10 protein-coding genes and 8 pseudogenes are annotated in these 18,471 nt (G+C 49.3%); 5 read left to right on the forward strand and 13 right to left on the reverse strand.

What is annotated here, in order from left to right; all coding sequences use genetic code 11:
• Positions 1-429 precede the first annotated feature (429 nt).
• The 8 genes and pseudogenes from ABDK09_04025 to ABDK09_04060 all read right to left on the reverse strand — a co-directional run bounded on the left by ABDK09_04025 (position 430) and on the right by ABDK09_04060 (position 9,222).
• Positions 430-1,621: pseudogene (locus tag ABDK09_04025) on the reverse strand (acetate/propionate family kinase).
• A gap of 355 nt (positions 1,622-1,976) precedes the next feature.
• Positions 1,977-2,738, reverse strand: coding sequence for an iron chelate ABC transporter ATP-binding protein VctC (vctC, locus tag ABDK09_04030; GenBank protein XAW87426.1), 762 nt, complete (start codon positions 2,736-2,738; stop codon positions 1,977-1,979).
• A gap of 2 nt (positions 2,739-2,740) precedes the next feature.
• Positions 2,741-3,691, reverse strand: coding sequence for an iron chelate uptake ABC transporter permease subunit VctG (gene vctG, locus ABDK09_04035; protein ID XAW87427.1), 951 nt, complete (start codon positions 3,689-3,691; stop codon positions 2,741-2,743).
• Positions 3,681-4,620 (reverse strand): annotated as a pseudogene (vctD, locus tag ABDK09_04040) (iron chelate uptake ABC transporter permease subunit VctD). The gene vctG and the pseudogene vctD overlap by 11 nt, the downstream one beginning before the upstream one ends.
• Positions 4,621-4,675: 55 nt before the next feature.
• Positions 4,676-5,584, reverse strand: coding sequence for a siderophore ABC transporter substrate-binding protein (locus ABDK09_04045; protein XAW87428.1), 909 nt, complete (start codon positions 5,582-5,584; stop codon positions 4,676-4,678).
• Between the two features lie 179 nt (positions 5,585-5,763).
• Positions 5,764-6,541, reverse strand: a pseudogene (locus tag ABDK09_04050) (class II glutamine amidotransferase).
• 240 nt (positions 6,542-6,781) lie between these two features.
• Positions 6,782-8,783 (reverse strand): annotated as a pseudogene (locus ABDK09_04055) (methyl-accepting chemotaxis protein).
• 184 nt (positions 8,784-8,967) lie between these two features.
• Positions 8,968-9,222, reverse strand: a complete 255-nt coding sequence (locus tag ABDK09_04060; GenBank protein XAW87429.1) for a hypothetical protein — start codon at positions 9,220-9,222, stop codon at positions 8,968-8,970.
• 333 nt (positions 9,223-9,555) lie between these two features.
• On the opposite strand from ABDK09_04060, the gene ABDK09_04065 reads away from it, so the two are divergent.
• Positions 9,556-9,864: a cysteine-rich CWC family protein gene (locus ABDK09_04065; protein XAW87430.1), complete on the forward strand. Its 309-nt coding sequence runs from the start codon at positions 9,556-9,558 to the stop codon at positions 9,862-9,864.
• A 143-nt stretch (positions 9,865-10,007) separates the two neighbouring features.
• On the opposite strand, the pseudogene ABDK09_04070 reads toward ABDK09_04065, so the two are convergent.
• Positions 10,008-10,353: pseudogene (locus ABDK09_04070) on the reverse strand (HopJ type III effector protein).
• Positions 10,354-10,568: 215 nt separating this feature from the next.
• Between ABDK09_04070 and ABDK09_04075 the strand changes: the two are divergent.
• Positions 10,569-12,566 (forward strand): nitrate- and nitrite sensing domain-containing protein, encoded by a 1,998-nt coding sequence (locus ABDK09_04075; protein ID XAW87431.1) that lies wholly within the window; start codon positions 10,569-10,571, stop codon positions 12,564-12,566.
• Between the two features lie 104 nt (positions 12,567-12,670).
• On the opposite strand, the gene ABDK09_04080 is transcribed toward ABDK09_04075, so the two are convergent.
• Both ABDK09_04080 and ABDK09_04085 read right to left on the reverse strand, forming a co-directional pair.
• Positions 12,671-13,165 carry a hypothetical protein gene (locus ABDK09_04080; GenBank protein ID XAW88454.1) on the reverse strand — a complete coding sequence of 165 codons (495 nt, stop codon included), beginning with the start codon at positions 13,163-13,165 and terminating at the stop codon, positions 12,671-12,673.
• Between the two features lie 29 nt (positions 13,166-13,194).
• Complete coding sequence (locus ABDK09_04085; GenBank protein XAW87432.1) at positions 13,195-13,707, reverse strand: nicotinate-nicotinamide nucleotide adenylyltransferase; 513 nt, start codon at positions 13,705-13,707, stop codon at positions 13,195-13,197.
• A 105-nt stretch (positions 13,708-13,812) separates the two neighbouring features.
• Between ABDK09_04085 and nadE the strand changes: the two are divergent.
• Positions 13,813-14,644: pseudogene (gene nadE / locus ABDK09_04090) on the forward strand (ammonia-dependent NAD(+) synthetase).
• 311 nt (positions 14,645-14,955) lie between these two features.
• Positions 14,956-16,282: pseudogene (locus ABDK09_04095) on the forward strand (anaerobic C4-dicarboxylate transporter).
• Positions 16,283-16,376: 94 nt separating this feature from the next.
• Here ABDK09_04095 and ABDK09_04100 read toward each other — a convergent pair.
• Positions 16,377-17,285, reverse strand: coding sequence for an aldo/keto reductase family oxidoreductase (locus ABDK09_04100; protein ID XAW87433.1), 909 nt, complete (start codon positions 17,283-17,285; stop codon positions 16,377-16,379).
• 95 nt (positions 17,286-17,380) lie between these two features.
• Here ABDK09_04100 and ABDK09_04105 point away from each other — a divergent pair.
• Positions 17,381-17,761: pseudogene (locus ABDK09_04105) on the forward strand (helix-turn-helix transcriptional regulator).
• Here the strand turns inward: ABDK09_04105 and ABDK09_04110 are convergent.
• Positions 17,725-18,372, reverse strand: a complete 648-nt coding sequence (locus ABDK09_04110) for a hypothetical protein (protein ID XAW87434.1) — start codon at positions 18,370-18,372, stop codon at positions 17,725-17,727. The pseudogene ABDK09_04105 and the gene ABDK09_04110 sit on opposite strands and share 37 nt — an antisense overlap.
• Positions 18,373-18,471: the final 99 nt, after the last annotated feature.

The raw sequence follows: 18,471 nt of genomic DNA on the forward strand, positions 1-18,471 counted from the left end.
GTTTAGTTAAACTTAACAAATGTAAATATAACCTTCTTTTCTTTCATCACTAACATGGTCTACACCTATTGCTCGCCATCGCTGTTTCACTCAAGCAACCATTAGAAATGGGGATACCCCGTGCGGCCTTATCACAGCACCTAAAAGGGTTGGAACAACAGGTACAAACTCTATTAATCGAACAACCTGAAGTATGTCATTAACGGAGGAAGGCTAACGGCTGCTTGATATTTTGCAGCCGTTCGTTAACTAACATTGAACAAAGTGCCATTAACCTGACTGATTGAAGGGCACAAAGTGAATTGCAGAAGTCAGTAGAGCTATCAATGGTTGTGTCGCCATACGCGTGTTTAGCGATGGTCTATGCAACATAAAGAACTAAAAAAGCGAGCACAAAGCTCGCTTTTATCTATTTGATTTTAAATGCACTTACAGCATCGCTACCGACTGCTGGGCAATCACGAATTCCTCGTTGGTTGGAATCACTACCGCCAGCTTGGAATCTTTGGCAGTAATCACGCCAGACTGACCGAAACGAGCGTCAGCATTAGCCGTGGCATCTTCTTGGTAACCAAACACTTTCAGGTAGTTGAGAATCTCGCTGCGAATTGGCAGTGAGTTTTCACCGATACCACCCGTGAACACAATCGCATCGACTTCTGCACCAATCGCCACCATGTACGAACCAATGTATTTCGCGACGCGGTATGTGAAGATCTCAAAGGCCAGACGGGCACGCGGATTACCGTTTTCCATCGCTTCCAGCACGCCACGCGCATCGCTGGTTACACCGGACACACCAAGGAAACCTGATTTCTTGTTGAGCATGTCAAACAGCTCTTCTTGCTTCCAGCCTTTGCGGAACAGGAATTCGATCACGCTTGGGTCGATGTCACCGCAACGGGTTCCCATCATCAAACCAGCCAGCGGAGTCAGACCCATACTGGTATCAACACACTCACCGTTTCTTAATGGCAGTGACCGACGCACCGTTACCCAGGTGAACCGTGATGAAGTTACTCTGCTCAACCGGCTTATCCAGCATCTTGGCCGCTTCACGGCTAACGTAGTAGTGACTGGTACCGTGAGCACCGTAGCGGCGAACTTTCTGTTCTTCGTATAACTCGTAAGGAAGGCCGTAGATAAAGGCTTTAGGTGGCATGGTTTGGTGGAAGGCAGTATCAAAAACAGCGAATTGTGGCAGGTCTGGGAAAGCGGCCATTGCAGCTCGCATGCCGGTTGCATTGGCTTTGTTATGCAGCGGAGCCAGTTCAGCCAGACGTTCAACTTCTTCTATCACCGCTTCATCAACTTTGACCGTACCTTTAAAGGTTTCGCCACCAGCCACGATACGATGGCCCACAGCGACAAACTGAGAAGTCAGCCCCAGGGTCTCCAGCAAGCTTACCACCCGGTTCACCGCATACTGGTGATGATTGCCTCCTGCCGGGATCGCTTCAACGGTTTTCTCACCTTGGTATTTCCAGCTGATTTCAGCTTCTGGCAAACCAAAGCATTCACCAAGACCAGAGACCAGGGCGTCACCCGATTGTGAATCAATGACCGCGAATTTAAGTGAGGAGCTGCCTGAGTTGATAACCAGCACGTACGAGTTCGACATGGGGATGTATCCTGTTTCCGACTAAATTTGCGAAGCCTGAGCTTCTCCGTTTGCTGGCTCTATTATTCAATAATTTTTGAATCTTTCAACTTTGTTTTAGTTTTTTGTGTGATGAAAACGAAATTTTGTTGATCTTTGACAACAAATTATTTTTTTCGAGTGTAGAAATATTTCCATATGTCACTATTTTTTAACTGCATTTTTGCACAAAACATGCCTTACCCGGCCAGTAACGCGTAAAAATGCAACATCAGGACGAAAAAAGCCTGTGGCGTGAACCACAGGCTTTTTGATTGAAAATGTCAGCATAGAATCGGTTGCGAAAAATCACCGTCTTCTGCCTCGGTCATCATGCTTAGTGAGTGTGATACAAGCACATGCGCTTGCCTTCAATCTCCAGCACCCGGAACGGAGTTTCGTAGATTTCACTCAGAACACTCTCCTGGATAACGGATTCCACACTCCCCGTTGCGACCACTTCGCCTTTCTTCAGTGCGATGATGTAATCCGAGTAACAGGAAGCAAAGTTGATGTCGTGAATCACCACCACCACAGCTTTATTCAGCTCATGGGCCAGACGCTGAATGGTCGCCATGATCTGCAGCGAGTGCTTGATGTCCAGGTTATTGAGCGGCTCATCGAGGAAGATGTAGTCGGTATCCTGAGCAATTACCATGGCAATAAACGCCAATTGCCGCTGACCACCACTCAGTTCATCCAGATACTTATGCTGAATCGTGCTCAAATCAAGGTAGTTGATCGACTGATCGATCACCTGCTGATCGTTGGCATCCAGTTTCCCCTGCGAATAGGGGAAACGACCAAATGCCACCAGCTCACGCACCGTAAAACGCATGGTTAAGCTGTTGGCCTGACGCAGCACCGACAGTTTTCTCGCCAGGGCTTTGGTATCCCAGTCCACCAGTTCTTTACTATCGATCCACACTTTACCGGCATCACGGTTCACCAGACGGCTGGCCATCGACAGCAAGGTACTCTTACCTGCCCCGTTCGGGCCGATAATTGAGGTGACTTTACCTTTCTCAAACTGCGCACTGGCATCTTTTACCACTGCATGTTGGCCGAATTTTTTCGTCAGTTTATCGAGTAGAATCATAGCTAAACCACTTTGTTACGAATCAAAAGAGAAAGGAAGTAAATGCCGCCAACGAAGTTAATGATGACACTTAGTGTGGTCCCGAAATGGAACACTTTTTCCACCATCCACTGCCCGGCCAAAAGAGCCAGAACAGACATGGCAGAACAGGCAATCAACAGCACACGATGCTGGTAAGATTTAAACCACTCACGGGTCAGGTTGGTCACCAGAATACCAAAGAACATAATTGGCCCCACCAGCGCGGTGGAAATTGAAATCAGAACCGCGCTCAGCAGCAGTACCTGGCGGGTAGTTTTGCGAACGTCTACCCCGAGGCTGACCGCATTATCATTATCGAGCCAGAACACATCCAGCACGCGGTGCATTCGGAACAGCAAGAAGGCGATCCCTAACAGCAACGGCGTTGCCATGTACACCAGGCTCACTTTGACATTGTTAAAGCTGGCGAACATATTCGCCTGAACGGACGCAAAGTCGTTCGGGTCCATTAGCATGATCAAAAACGAAGCAATGTTGGAGAACAGCTGACCAAAAATCACCCCCATCAGCAGCAGTGCCATCAGGTTGCGTTTCTCTTTACTGAAGTAAAAGGTAAACAGCAGCGCCGAAAAGCCCATCATAGCTGCCACAGACAGCGAGAAATTGAGGTAAGCATTGATGGCAAGGCTGCTCAGCCCGCCAAACAGTGCCACAATCGCCACCTGCACGAACAAGTACAAGGAATCAAAGCCCATGATACTCGGGGTAAGAATGCGGTTGTGGGTGATGGTCTGAAACGCCAGTGAAGACTGGGCGATGGCAATACCGGCCAGCACAATGGCTAACACTTTCGGCACGCGGCGTGACAGGAAATAACCATAGTTATCGGCGGTAAGTCCGACACCAATAAACAACGCGGCAAATACGACGGCGAGGACAATCATCACCGTCAGTTTGGTTCTATCCTGCATGACGCTGACCTCGCAGGATAAGAGCGATAAACGCAAAACCACCAAAGATGCTGATGATCATAGAGATAGGAACTTCATAAGGGAAAATAATCACACGGCCCAGCAGATCACACAGCAGTACCAGCAAAGCACCAAAAATAGCGGTGCGCGGGATGTTGAGACGCAGGTTGTCGCCGTAATAATAACTGACGATGTTCGGCACAATCAGCCCCAGAAACGGCAGCTCACCGACAATCATCACAACCGTCGCAGACATCACAGAAACCAGACACACCCCAATCACCAGCACCTGCTGATAATTAAGACCGAGGTTGACTGCGAAGTCTTTACCCATGCCGACCGCGGAAATACGCGCAGCGTACAGATAGCTGAAAATCGCCACAGGAACGGCGATATAGAGCAACTCGTAGTTGCCTTTCAACAGGTTAGCAAAGTTAGCCACCGCCCAGCCGGAAAGGTTTTGAACCGCATCGAATTTGTAGGCAATAAAGGTCGCAGCAGAGCTGACGACATTACCAAAAATGATGCCGACCAAAGGGACGAAAATGGCATTTTTAAACTGAATGCGCTGGATAAACTGCACAAACACCAGCGTACCGGCCATAGCAACAGCAAAAATTAACCAAAGATTGTTACCATCACCAAAGATCACCAGGCTTAACACGTAACCCAGCATGGCACACTCAATCGTGCCGGATGTGGATGGTGCGGCGAAACGGTTTCTGACTGACCTGCTGCATAATCAGGCCGGCGATACTCAGTCCGCCTCCGGCCAGCAATACCGCCAGTAAACGTGGGACACGACTGGTAAACAGCAGGTTCCAGCTTTCCGCATCACCGTTTAGCAGGCCCATAAACGACAAATTGCCCACCCCCACAAACAGTGAAGATAGGCTCACAATTACAAAAACGAGCAATAATTTTTTCACAACTAACCTGGACTTGCCAGTGTCTGCCTTCGCAGGCAGACACTGTTACACATGACTATAGACCAACAGAGTTTTTCATGTCTGCTACCATCTGCTCTGTAGCTTGAACGCCAGCCGTTGAGATGTACCAGGCATTCAGATCCAAGAACTTCATGCGTTTGTTCTGGTAAGCATCGGTCGCTTTAACCAGATCATTTTCAAACTCTTCGTGGGTATGGCTGACACCTTTATTGACCAGCTTATCGCGGTCGATGATAAACAGAGTCTGCGGGTTGTGCTCACGGATGAATTCGTAAGAAATCAGATCGCCGTGACGGCCAGTCTGTTTCACTTTGGTGTTCTCTTTAAAACCGAAATCGCGGTAAATCGCAGAGAAGCGCGACTCTTTACCGAAGGTCGTCAGGTTGCCACCAGAGCTCATTACGGTCAGCGCATCCACTGTGTGGTGTGCGGTGTAATCGTGAACCTGTTTGATTTCCTGATTGATGTGATCAATCTTAGCATCCACTTGTGCTTCGATACCAAACACCTGACCCAGGTTATGCCATTGCTCTTGAGTGCTTTCCCAGTAGCCTTTGTTGTCATCGACAGCAAATACGATAGTCGGAGCAATCTTAGACAGTTCATCATAAGCTGGCGCCGCGCGAGAGCCGACAATGATCAGATCCGGCTTCTGGGTGTAGATGGATTCGAAATCCGGTTCGAACAGTGAACCTGCCTGAGCGTATTCATCACCGTGGTATTTATCCAGGTATGGTGGCAGTTGAGGAACTTTAGATACCGCAACCGGCTTAATACCAAAGCTGTCGACCGCATCCAGCGCGCCTAATCCAATCACAACAACACGTTGAGGTTTCTGTTCCAGAGTGGTTTTACCCATCTGATGTTCAATAGTCACTTCTGCTGAATGGGCTGAAAAAGACAGAACCAAAGCCAGAGACGTCAAACTGATAACGGATTTCATAATCTTCCTTTTACTAATCACTGCGATATATTTTGAGAAGCATTCGCATTAAGATGTGGCAACTATACCCAGTTCCCTACCCCACCGCAACTGCGATAATCGACTTAAGATTGTAAATCTGTGTAAAAGCGAGAAGATGTTGATCTGACGTTAAAAAAACGCCAGATCCTATGCACAAACTAAGCAGCTCGTGGCGAAGATATCACCTGTGTGGTTAATTCGGTGCCCGCAACATGAGTAATGGTTTGCGGATCAACCAGACACCATCCGGTAGTGTTATCAAGCGGCTCGGAAGCCAGCACGATATCGTCATCCATGACCTTGATAAATACAGTCGGTGGATGCTGATCAGAACTGTAGCGCACCAGCCAGAAACTGCTCACCGTCCGACAGGCAAATCGAGGCTTTAAACGGAATCGCTATGCCTTTCATCGCCATCGCCTGTTCGATTTCGTTCACCGTACGCCGGATAGCAGTTTCCGGATTAATCGTCAGACCATTTTTCATCATCAACAAGAAGATCAGCTCACTGTCTGTGGTCCCTTTACGCTGCACATACAGCGACTCCGGCAGCATGCACTCCAGCGTGTAGCGTACTTTCTCAAACTCACCAATCTGGCCGTTATGCAGAAACATCCACTGCTCCAGCACAAACGGATGACAGTTACTGCGCGATACCTGAGTTCCGGTTGACGAACGTACATGAGCCATAAAGCGGTGCGAACGGATATGATGCGCGAGAGATTTGAGGTTTTCATCGCCCCAGGCCGGTAAAACTTCATGGAAGGTCCCCGGCGTGCTGCGCTCGGTATACCAGCCCAAGCCAAAACCGTCGGCATTGACACGCGTCACTGCTTTGCGCGCTTCGAGACTTTGATGGACCAGCGAATGTTCCGGTTGATAAACCAGTTGTTCAAGATAAATAGGGTTGCCCTGATAGGCGAGCCAGCGACACATAAAGGTGATAGCCCTTAAATTAGAGAGGTCTTTAATAAACCACGTTTCCACCTTGCTGGCAATATCGCCAGGCAAGATTATCTTCTGGCGACCCGGCCTTCATCCGGCCAGACTGATGACGAGAGGAAATATAAACGACAAGAAATGTATCCGATACATAGTAAAACGGCTTACCGGTATATGGGTAAGCCGCTTTGTATCCTACTTACTGAGGTGGTTGGGCAGTTTTCAATCCGGCAGTTAGCTGAGCTTAAACTGAGCCATATCTTTATCCAGCGCCGCAAACTGCTCCTGCACCTGTTGCGAGGTTTGAGTCGAACGACTGCTGATCGCGGCCACATCATCCACCGCATGATTGACTTGCTGCATCAGATGCGTGATGGCCTGAGTCGCCTGGGTTTGCTGCTCTGACGCATGAGTGAGTTCAACCATCTGCTGATTCAGCATGCTGATCTGGTCGGAGGTAGATTCCAGCTTAAGCACGGCTTCTTCAATATGTTGTGCTCCTGACTCAGCAATCTTCTGTCCCAGTTGAATCTCTTTGACCACTGATGCCGTTGATGACTGAATTGCCTGCACAATCTGATTGATTTCTGTGGTCGATGCGGTGGTGCGCGTTGCCAGCAGGCGCACTTCATCAGCCACCACAGCAAAACCACGGCCCTGCTCACCGGCACGGGCTGCTTCAATCGCAGCGTTCAGTGCCAGCAGGTTAGTCTGTTCTGCCAGCCCTTCAATCACTTCGGTCACTTTACCAATCGCGGCACTTTCCTCACTCAACTGTCCGACCAGACGGTTAGCCAGATCAATCGTCTGATGCAGGTTATTCATCGTCTCTTTGTTCAGTTCCAGCGACGATTTGCCTTCGGCGATTTCACGCTGCGATTCCGCCAAAGCGGCCATGGAGCGCTGCGCCTGTTGTAAGGTGTGCGCAGTCGACTGACTGACATCCGTCAGTTCACTATCCATTGCGCTGATATGCTGCTGCTGGTTTTTTACCTGGGACAAAGTATGCTGATTAGACTGCAGCAAAGCTCCCATGCTCTCGCTGACCCGCTGCGCTTTGTCCGTCACGCCCTGCACGATACCCGCCAAAGACACATTCATGCGGTTGATCGATTCGGTCAGAGCAGACAGCTCGTCATTACCTTTGACACTCAGCGGCGGCTGAGAAACATCCCCGGCAGCAATCAATTGCGCGCGTTTGGAAATGCCGGCCACGCGGCGTCCGATACTGCGCCCCATGTAGCCGGAAATCACCAGCGCCGCAACAATCACCAGAATCAGCGTCGTCACCAGCACGCTCAATACCTGGCTGATCGAGGCTTCGATCCCCTCGCCGCTGTCATCGGCTTTCATCTGCTGCGCTTTGACGACCGCTTCTAGCGCGCCGTCCAGGCTCTCCGCCGCAGGCAGCAGGGTTTTGGCCATTTCCTGATGAGCAAAGTTCCAGTCCGGAGACTGACGCAGTTTCGATCACCTGATCAGCGAGCGGGAAAAACAGTTGCTGCATCTCTTTAAACAGATCCCAAAGCGAGCGATCACTGTCATTAAGCAGGCTGAGTTTGCTTTCAATCTCACTGACCGATTGATTATGAGCTTTAATGAAATCATGATACTTATCGAGATATTCACTGCGCCCGTATAACAGGAAATCACGCATCGCGGAAAGTGCATTGGCGAGAGAGTTATAACTGTCGGCGTAAACCTTAAACAAGCGCTTGCGCTCATCGCCTTCCTTATTGGAAGACTCGGCATTAATCAGCCCCTGTAACTGATCCAGAGCCACTTCGGCTATCGGAGCGGCTTCATTGGTAAACAGATTGTGAGCCGGCAGGTTTTCTGCACTGTGGGCCAACTCAACGATCTTCTCTACTGATGCTTTCACCGCTTGCCACTGTTTGAGCACAGTCTGATAATCTTGCTGCTCAATCAGGGGCTCAAGCACCGGCAGGGATTGATCGGTTTGAGCGATAATCTGGTTTAACTGCTGTTTAAGACGCTCACCGCTGGCTTCATTACTGCCCAACAGCATGTAAGCACGCACCGTCGACAAACTGGCCTGCACTGATTGCTGGATCCCGCGACTGGTATCGACGGTAGGAAGATCAGAACTGAGAAGAGACTGGGCGTGGCGATCCAGCACCGAGATACTGCGGTAGGTCATTGCCGCTGACGCGACAAACAAAAGGGCCAGCAACAAGAAACTGAGTTGCAACTTCCCTGATATTGTTAGCTTCATCCATAAGCTCCTGTACAACTTTAGAGCGACACTATAGCGTCAAATCCCGACAAGAGAAACCGAAGAGGATGAAATACTGTAAATACGTAACCTCATGATATAAAACAGATTGCATTAATGCGGGCATGGCAGATGATTAAATAGCCAAAGGTAAATCATCGTTCTCAGTAAAGTCTGTTATCAGTTAGTAAATCATCTCCCCTACTAACGGCAACACCACACACAAACAAAACAGGGCGTGCGTTTTGTGTGAATAACGAATTGGAATTAAGAATGGCGCAGCAACAAACAGCGTCACCAATACCGGAATCGCGCTTAGCGAAGTGGCCAGATAACATAACACCAAAACCGCACTGAGCGCCGCTAACCAACGGTTTGGTACCATGAGTTTTTTGCCCAGAGCAAACATAAATACAAATGCGATGATAAAAGGTAACATCCAAACACCTTAACGATAATAATTTTCATTTAGATTTATACTAGACATTCACTGTAACAAAAGCAAGGGATAATCAATCTGCGTACGCTCGACTTTACAATGTGTGTCCTTAACGTGAGGTGTGTGTCCTTGTAACGATTCGCTCGTCGATAGAAACCAGCCACAAGTGCTAAAAGTGTGTGTCCCGTTTAAAGATGGAATGTCCCGTTTAAACATGCCGGTTTGAACAAGTCCGTGCAGCAATGCTGTAGAGACAACCTTGGGGTATTCGGGTTGGGTATTGGTTGGAGTTACGGTATATTGCAGCGCAACTTGACTGACGATTCGATAATCATGAAAACCCCTTGTATTGCCGCCTGCAAAAATAATGGCGGAATTTGCTCAGGCTGCCGACGCACCATGCCGGAAATTATCCAATGGCGAAAGTGGTCGGATGCTGAACGTGACGCTGTCATGCAGCAATTATCCCGTGATAGTGCCACTCATGACTGCCCTGCTTGTGGTGAAGCGGCTTACTGTGACATCAGTGCCGGCAAAAGCACCTGCTGGTGCTTTGAACTGGAAACTCGCGAAAAAAATGAACAAAGTCAGCAGCAAGCCTGTTTGTGTCGCCACTGTCTGTCTGCGCTGCCGATTGCTTAATATCGATCACTGCTTAAACGCATCAACAAGCCTTTAGAGCCTAAATCCCATTAAAAAGGAGGCACTTCTAGCCTCCTTTTATCATTCGTATTCACGCCAAGCGTTATTTGTCTGCTTAATGCGTTATCCGGGCATTGAATACACTATTTAGCGCTGAGTGCTTTACCCGAAAATTTAATACCTTGCCAGCCATGTTGCATGAAGTTGCGAATGTTCTGGTGATCATCATTGTCAGGATGCTCAAGCACATCTTTACGGTAGAAGTCGCCAAAACAAGCCAGAGTCTGTTCCGGACTTAAGGTATGCAAACTGGCAAACGAGAAGATTTTGCATGAGCCGTTGTTTTGATTGGCTTCGTTGTGCAGATCGCCATTTTCAAAAGACATTGGGGTGAAATCATAGTTTCGCGTCAATCACGCTGATCACGTCAGCGAATACCACCTGCTCAGGTTGCTCGGCAAGTTGAGTCAAAAGCTCATTCAGTTCCATGGATTCTTGTCCTGTTTGATTTAAAACGGGCAGTCTAAATAAAATTGTTACGGATGCAAACCCGAATGTAACTTGCTTTCGATCATAAGGTGCAACTTTGTGCTCACAAATCTGTTGCTTTTCTAGTACGGTTATGGCTTTTATTGTGCTAGTACACACATAATTCATCCGGATTCAGCGTCGTTGAAACTATCCAGAATGGGGCGTCAGGACACATGAAAAAACTATTACAGCGTTTTCCGTTATATAAAGTGGTCACCGTGATTGCAGGTCTGCCGATGCTGATTGCATTGGTTCTGGCGGCCCTCAATGTACTTGACCTGAATGAGAAAGTTGATACCGCCCACCACGATAAAGAGACGGTGCAACTGATCTTGCTTTACGATAACCTCGCCCACAACCTGGCGCTGGAACGTGGCCTCACCGCCGGTGTATTGGGCTCCAAGGGTCAGGGTGCCCAGGTGGAACAGCTGAGTAAACAACGCGTCGAATCAGATAAACACGCTCAGGCATTGCTCAAGTTTAACCCGCAATACATTGGTTCCAGCCTGGCAGATAAACTCAAATCCGATGTTGCCAAACAATTAGCTCAATTAATGGAAGTACGTCGCCAAGTTGATAGCCTGCAACCCAAGATTTCTCCTTTTGCTTACTATTCCAATCTGAACCAACTGGCTATTGATAACTCACAAGTTTTGCTGTCCACCATTGATGATGTGGAAGTGGCAGAGCTTGGAAATGCGATGCTGTCTGTTGTGGTTATGAAAGAGCGTGCCGGACAGGTTCGAGGTGCACTGAACGGCGCTTTCGCGCGTCAGGCGTCTTCACCGGCCCAGTATACTGCGGTTAAAGGCTACATCGATTCAGCTCAATACGCTGAACGTATGGCAATGACCATCTTGCCCGCCGCGCTTATCAGCGAGTTGAATCAGGCTAAAAGCAGTGACACGTGGAAAAATGTCGAACAAGTTCAGCGCTCTTATCTCGACCAAGTCGATAGTCTGGAAAATCTGCAAGGGCCAGCACCATCGGAATGGTTTGCTGCAGCGACAGAGCGTATCAAGCTGATTAACCAGTTACGTAACCATATTCAACAACAGATGGTGACCATTTCTGACAGCCAGGCCAGCCAAGCTCAAACCAATCAACGTCTCATTTTGGTAACCAGCGTAGTGGTTGCAATCATTTTAATCTGGAGCCTGATCAGTATCGTGGTATCGCTGCGTGAGCGAGTCGGAAAACTGAATAAAGCGATACATACAATGGCTACTCAACGTGACTTGACCGCTGCCTTAAAAGCAGAAGGGCAGGATGAGGTGTCCCAGATATCAGACAGCGTCAATGGTCTGACCGCCAATATTCGTCAATTGTTGAGTGATGTAACCCAGACTAATGATCACAGTGCCGAGCGACTGAAAAAAATTGTTCAGGGCTCGAAAGACTTAGGAAAGAGCAGCAGCAGTACAACGGCGAAATGTGAAAATATTGCCGCAGCCATGACCGAACTGGCTCAGTCAAGTGTGGAGATCGCTCAGGCCTCAGAGCGCGCGCTGGAAGAAACCACACAAATGACTCAGCGCGTGGTGGAATGTCAGGGCCAGAGCCAGTCTTCATTTAAGGCAGTGGAAGCTTTGGTCGAGCAAATAGAACAAACCCAGACCTGCATGAGCGAGCTTGAAAAAGATGCCCTGAGTGTCAGTAAAATTGTTGATACCATCAATGGTATCTCGGAACAAACCAACTTGCTGGCACTGAATGCCGCCATTGAAGCGGCGCGAGCCGGCGAACACGGGCGCGGATTTGCGGTGGTCTCTTCTGAAGTGCGAGATCTTGCTCAGCGCAGTAAAGCCGCGACAGAGCACATCAGTCAGTTGCTGAGCAACATCACCAATAACACCACGATTGCGGTCAACAACATGCAAAAGAGCCATCAGGCCACCAGCTTGACCTTCGACTCGGTATCAACCGTAACGAGCAGCGTATCTGCGCTGGAGAGTGTGATTGATGAGGTTAACTCACACATTACCAGCATTGCTAATGCCACCATCGAGCAATCGAAAGCGAGTGAAGATGTTGATAAAGACGTCGACATTTTGGCTGAGATTGCGCAGCAGACCGGTCATCTGGCACAAGAGATGAACAACATCGTCAGCAGTTATCATGGCGAAGTGGACCGGGTGAAACGAACCTTGGGTGAGTTTAAGCTCAGCTAAGCTGACCGCAAGCACCAACTAAAAAGGGCATCATCGGATGCCCTTTTGTATTTCATTCATGTACGTCTGATTGCCCAGACAGCGAGCTGAGCGAATATCAGCGCCTAAAACGGCACTTCGATCTGCATAAACCAATCTGCCTGGTACTCTTCATGCCAGCGATAATCAAAGCGTACTCGGGGCTCGCCGCGTTCACGTTCACCAAACCCCAGGCTGAACTTCAGACCATGATTGATCAACCACTCTTCGGTATCCATATCGCGCTCACGGTCAACCAACGCAGACGGAACCCAGAGCCCGAGGCCAAGATAGCTGTGATCCAGTTGTTGAGTCACAATTGGGTTGCTGTCGTTTTTATCGTTAACCAGCCAGCCTTTCCAGTAATCGCCGCTTTGCGGAGAACGGGTGTCAGACTCAACGTCAAATACCAAAGCCTGCTCACTGCCCTGGCGCCAGTGCTCATCAAAGTTGTCACACGGAGGATAAACAGCGATATCCTGAGTGGCAGGATGGAGTGGATCACTTGATAAATCGGCGTCGCAGACCGATGCCAGACACGGCAGAGAAAAAAGCGCGACCAAACCAACACACACTTTCATCATTAACCACTCCTAGTCACAAACAGGCGTTAATATACTTTGAGTTCAAGCAACAATTGCGCGACCGACGGTGTCGTCAGATGGCGGATATCCTCCCGCGCCTTTAAACTCCGTCGCAGATCCGTACTGCGTACCTGAACTCTCTCCGGACAAGCCATGACCGACCAACGTTGTAATATTTCTTTTGATTTGTAGAAGCGACCAAAATTAAACAGATTATCCGGCCCGACGACAAAGGTGATTTCCGCTTGAGGGAATTGCTGTTGTAAACGCTCCAGCACCGCATAGGTGGTCACGCTTTCGCCCGGCTGATAAAGATCCTGCTCTACCGAAGATCTTTGTAACTTATTTGACGCCAGATCGCCAATGAAAGCATCAATAAGTTTACAGCGTATCTCATAATCCAGCATTTCTTTGCCCCACGCATGCGAGATGCTGGGTACCAGCAGAATACGATCAAAATGTTCCAATGAGTCAATCACGCTTTTATGGCCTAATGTCGGCGGATTAAAAGCGCTGCCAAAAACAGCAATTTTGTCCATCTTTTCCCCGATTCAGTGTGAAAGTCGCTTTCACGGTTTTCTAATTCAGTGTTTGCGGTATGATATTACGATAGTTTTTTATTGCTTGCAGGAAAAGGAACTCGAATGGAACAAATTATCCGCGAAGAGATGCATGTGCTTCCAGTGATCGACCCACAATTCGAAATTGAGCGTCGAGTTGGTTTTATCAAACGCAAACTGTCAGAGTCCGGTTGTAAAGCACTGGTTCTGGGGATCAGCGGCGGTATTGACTCCACTACATGCGGCCGTCTGGCACAAATGGCGGTGGACGCGCTGAACAAGGAGCAAGGCAGCAACGCTTATCAGTTTATTGCTGTGCGCCTGCCTTACGGCACCCAGAAAGATGAAGACGAAGCGCAAATGGCTCTGTCATTTATCAAACCGACCCATTCGGTTTCTGTCAATATCAAAGCCGGTGTGGATGGTCTTCACGCTGCCTCACACGAGGCACTGGCTGGTACAGGTCTGCTGCCGGCTGAAAACGCAAAAATTGACTTTGTCAAAGGTAACGTCAAAGCCCGCGCACGTATGGTTGCGCAGTACGAAATTGCCGGTTATGTGGGCGGTCTGGTACTGGGTACTGATCACTCAGCAGAGAATATCACCGGTTTCTACACCAAATTTGGTGATGGCGCATGCGACCTTGCACCACTGTTCGGCCTGAGCAAACGTCAGGTTTCGTCAGGTTGCCGCTACTCTGGGTGCTCCGGAACTGCTGGTACAAAAAACACCAACGGCAGATTTGGAAGAACTGGCTCCGCAGAAAGCAGACGAAGATGCCCTGAACCTGACCTACGATCAAATCGATGACTTCCTGGAAGGCAAAGAAGTCTCAGCCGCAGTGGCCGATCGTCTGGTGTCAATTTACAAAGCGACGCAGCACAAACGCCAGCCAATACCGACCATTTACGACTAATTCAAACGGAGCAAATGCGCGTTTGTTCTTGTGTCAGGCAGCGAAACACTTCTCGCTACTAAGTGTTTCAGGCTGATCTTTTCCGCCGGGTCCTCACGGCCCGGCTTTTGTTTACACCGCGCCTTATGTGGCACAACATTTTCGCTACATAACAATCAAAAAAACATTACTTATCAACGCAATAGCGTGATAACAATCCCAAAGCCTTCATTCCGTTTTTGCTCACTTGCAATGTGTGAAGCAATCTTCATATTTTTTGTGAAATGCGTCGGAAAATAACCCCATCTGTTTCGTTCTAAAGGTTGATTCATATGTTGTATATGGAGTTTATTTTCCTGCTGTTGGTGCTCTATACGGGCTCTCGTTATGGCGGTATTGGCCTCGGTGTCGTTTCCGGCATCGGCCTGGTCATCGAAGTATTTATTTTCAAGATGCCACCGACTTCACCGCCGGTCACCGTGATGTTGATCATTCTGGCGGTCGTCACCTGTGCTTCGATTCTCGAAGCGGCTGGGGGCCTCAAATACATGCTGCAGGTCGCTGAACGTCTGCTGCGTAAAAACCCGAAACGCGTCACCATCATCGCGCCTTTGGTGACCTATTCCATGACGTTCCTGCTCGGCACCGGCCATGCGGTTTATTCCATTATGCCAATTATCGGTGATGTGGCGCTGAAGAACGGCATTCGTCCGGAGCGTCCGATGGCTGCTGCGTCTGTCGCTTCACAAATCGCCATTACCGCATCACCAATTTCTGCCGCCGTGGTTTACTATCTGGCAGAATTGTCCAACATCAACCATAACATCACTTTACTTTCCATTCTGATGGTTTCCGTACCCGCAACTCTGTTTGGTACTATTCTGATGTCTCTCTACAGTCTGCGCCGCGGTAAAGAGCTGGAGCAGGATCAAGGCTACCAGGAGCGTTTGAAAGATCCGGTGCTGCGTGAACGCATCATGACCACCACAGCGACGTCGTTGAACGAACAGCTGCCTGCTTCTGCCAAGAACTCGGTGCTGCTGTTTATCCTGTCAATCCTGGTGATCGTGCTGGTTGCTATGTTCCCGGAAGTACGCCAGATCGGTGATGCGAAACCGATTAACATGGCGACCGTGATTCAGATGATGATGCTGTGTTTTGGCGGTATCATCATGCTGGTGACAAAAGTAGAACCGAAAAAAGTACCGGAAGGCGTGGTATTTAAATCCGGTATGGTGGCAGCGATTGCGATCTTCGGTATTGCCTGGATGTCTGACACCTACTTCCAGTATGCAATGCCTCAGTTTCCGCAGCGGTATCATTGATATGGTTAATGCGTATCCGTGGACATTCGCACTGGCGCTGTTTATCGTCTCTGTTGTGGTCAACTCACAAGCTGTTGTGGCCAAAATGATGCTGCCGGTTGGTCTGGCACTCGGACTTGAACCGGCACTGCTCATCGGCCTGATGCCTGCGCTGTACGGTTACTTCTTTATTCCGAACTATCCGTCTGATATCGCGACCGTGAACTTCGATATCACCGGCACCACCAAAATCGGTAAGTGGTATTTCAACCACTCCTTTATGGCGCCGGGTCTGGTTGGGGTCATCGGCGGCAGTTGTATGGGTTACTTGCTCGGTCAGATAGTGATTGGCTGACCGCATAGCGGATTAGCAACTTAAAAGCCAGCCCGTTGGGGCTGGCTTTTACTTTATACGTTATCGATGCTCTACAACTTGATGGACTGTCGCTCTATGGCACACCGTGGCCTTTCGAGGCAACCCAAACCCGGAACCACTGTTCACGGCTCAGAGTCAGTTCCGTGGCAGCGACCGCCGCTTTAACCCGGTCAATCTTACCAGAGCCGATGATCGCCAATGGTTTGGAAGGCAGTGCACGCACCCAGGCATAAATTACCTGATCGATACTCTCAGCCCCAATCTCTTCACGTAACTCTTCAAGCACACTGCGTACTCGCTGCGCCTGCTCGCTCTCGCCATTAAAAATGGCACCACCACCGAGACATGACCACGCCATCGGACGAGTGCGCAGCATCTGCATCTGATCCAGCGTGCCATCATGGGCAACGTCGAAATTGAGCGGGTTAATTTCTACCTGGTTAGTCACCAAAGGCTTGTTGATACGTGACTGCAGCAAATTAAACTGGGACAGACTGAAATTGGACACGCCAAAGTGTTTAACCTTACCTACTTTGTGCAATTCGGCAAAAGCTTCTGCCACTTCATCTGCGTCCATCAACACATCCGGACGGTGGATCAACAGTACGTCAATTTCATTCACACCGAGGCGCTGCAGCGAGTTATTAACTGACTGGTAAATGTGCGCAGCACTGGTGTCGTAATGGTTGATTTTACGCTCCGGAAACTGGTCGCTGCACAGCTTGATATCGCACTTGGTGACAATTTGCAGCTGTTCGCGCATCGACGGTTCCAGCGCCAGCGCTTCACCAAACAGGCTCTCACATTGATAGTTGCCGTAGATATCCGCGTGATCGACGGTGGTAATTCCCAGCTCAACGTGCTGTTTCAGAAATGTCAGTCGCTGCTGAGGCGTCATGCCCCACTCGGCTAAACGCCAATAGCCCTGCACCAGCTCAGATAAATCCGGGCCCTGCGGGGCAATCGTTACTTTCGCAACCATGGTTTTACTCCTTTTCTCTTTGTCACACATCCTAAGCTTGTTTTTCGGTGACCTCAACGGATAGACTGTCGAAGTTCGAACTGGAGTACGAAGTTGTGAGTTTTGCGAACCGATTACAGACATTAATAGGCGCTGAAAGCATCAGCGGCTTTGCCCGTCGGGTAGACATTTCCGAAGCGCTGATCCGAAAGTATCTCAAAGGCAGTGAACCGAGCCTGAATAAAGCCAACCAAATTGCGATGCGGGCCAATTGCTCGCTCGAATGGCTTGCGACCGGCTGCGGTTATTTATACCGCCAGGCTGAAGTCGTCGATATGGAGGCCTGCGCTCTGGCACATAAATTCGTCACCGGGCAGGCGTTGTCACCAAGCCAAAGGGATCAATTGCAACAGGTGATCGCCGGTTATCAGTATCTGCGCGCACACAAAAAGGCCGACGGCTATCTGGACGAAACCGCTATGGCTGCGTTTCCTGCAGCGTCATCCCAAAGCTGTGACGCCGGAACTGGTGTAAAACGCAGCTCAATATTTTTGCCGTCACTCTGCAGCTCGGCCAGAGCACTGCGTGTTTGCCACAACAAAGTTTTAGGAAACTGGCCCGCTGTCTGATGGATAAACAACACTAAATCACGATCCACCTGCAGCAGCGTTTGCTGATTAAGGCGTTGCCGCACATCAAAGTGCTGTTGTCCGGCCTGAACAGTCAGCAAAGAAAAGCCGTCGCTGCGCAGTCCGAGTTGCAGCTGACTCCAATTATAGTCACTGTAATCGATGTGCAATATCAGCGCCGTCGGCACTATATTTTCCTTCTCGCTATCTGGCTGACGTTGTGCGGTCTGCACCCGCACCTTAGTCTCGTCGCTGACTGTGCTCGCATACATTACTTGGGTAGCGTAATAATAAAAAGATTCGCTGCACCAGGTCTGAGGCGAGTCGGCTTCACTGCAGTCAAACCAATCGCTCCGTTGCGCCAATTGCTCTGCTGCCAGCGCCTGCTCGCTGCCATCAAGATAAGCTTGCAGAAAATCCGGATGTACAGCCAGCGCAGCGCCGCTCCACAGTGCCGGTATCAGATACCATTTGTTCATTTACCATTCCGATGTTGACGTGATCACTCAGAGTGATGCTCAGCACATTCAGGATTTAATCGAGTCTTTTATCGCCCTTAAAGCCAACTGCTTAGCATA

The organism is Vibrio sp. CDRSL-10 TSBA (assembly GCA_039696685.1).
In the GTDB taxonomy this organism is placed as follows: domain Bacteria; phylum Pseudomonadota; class Gammaproteobacteria; order Enterobacterales; family Vibrionaceae; genus Vibrio.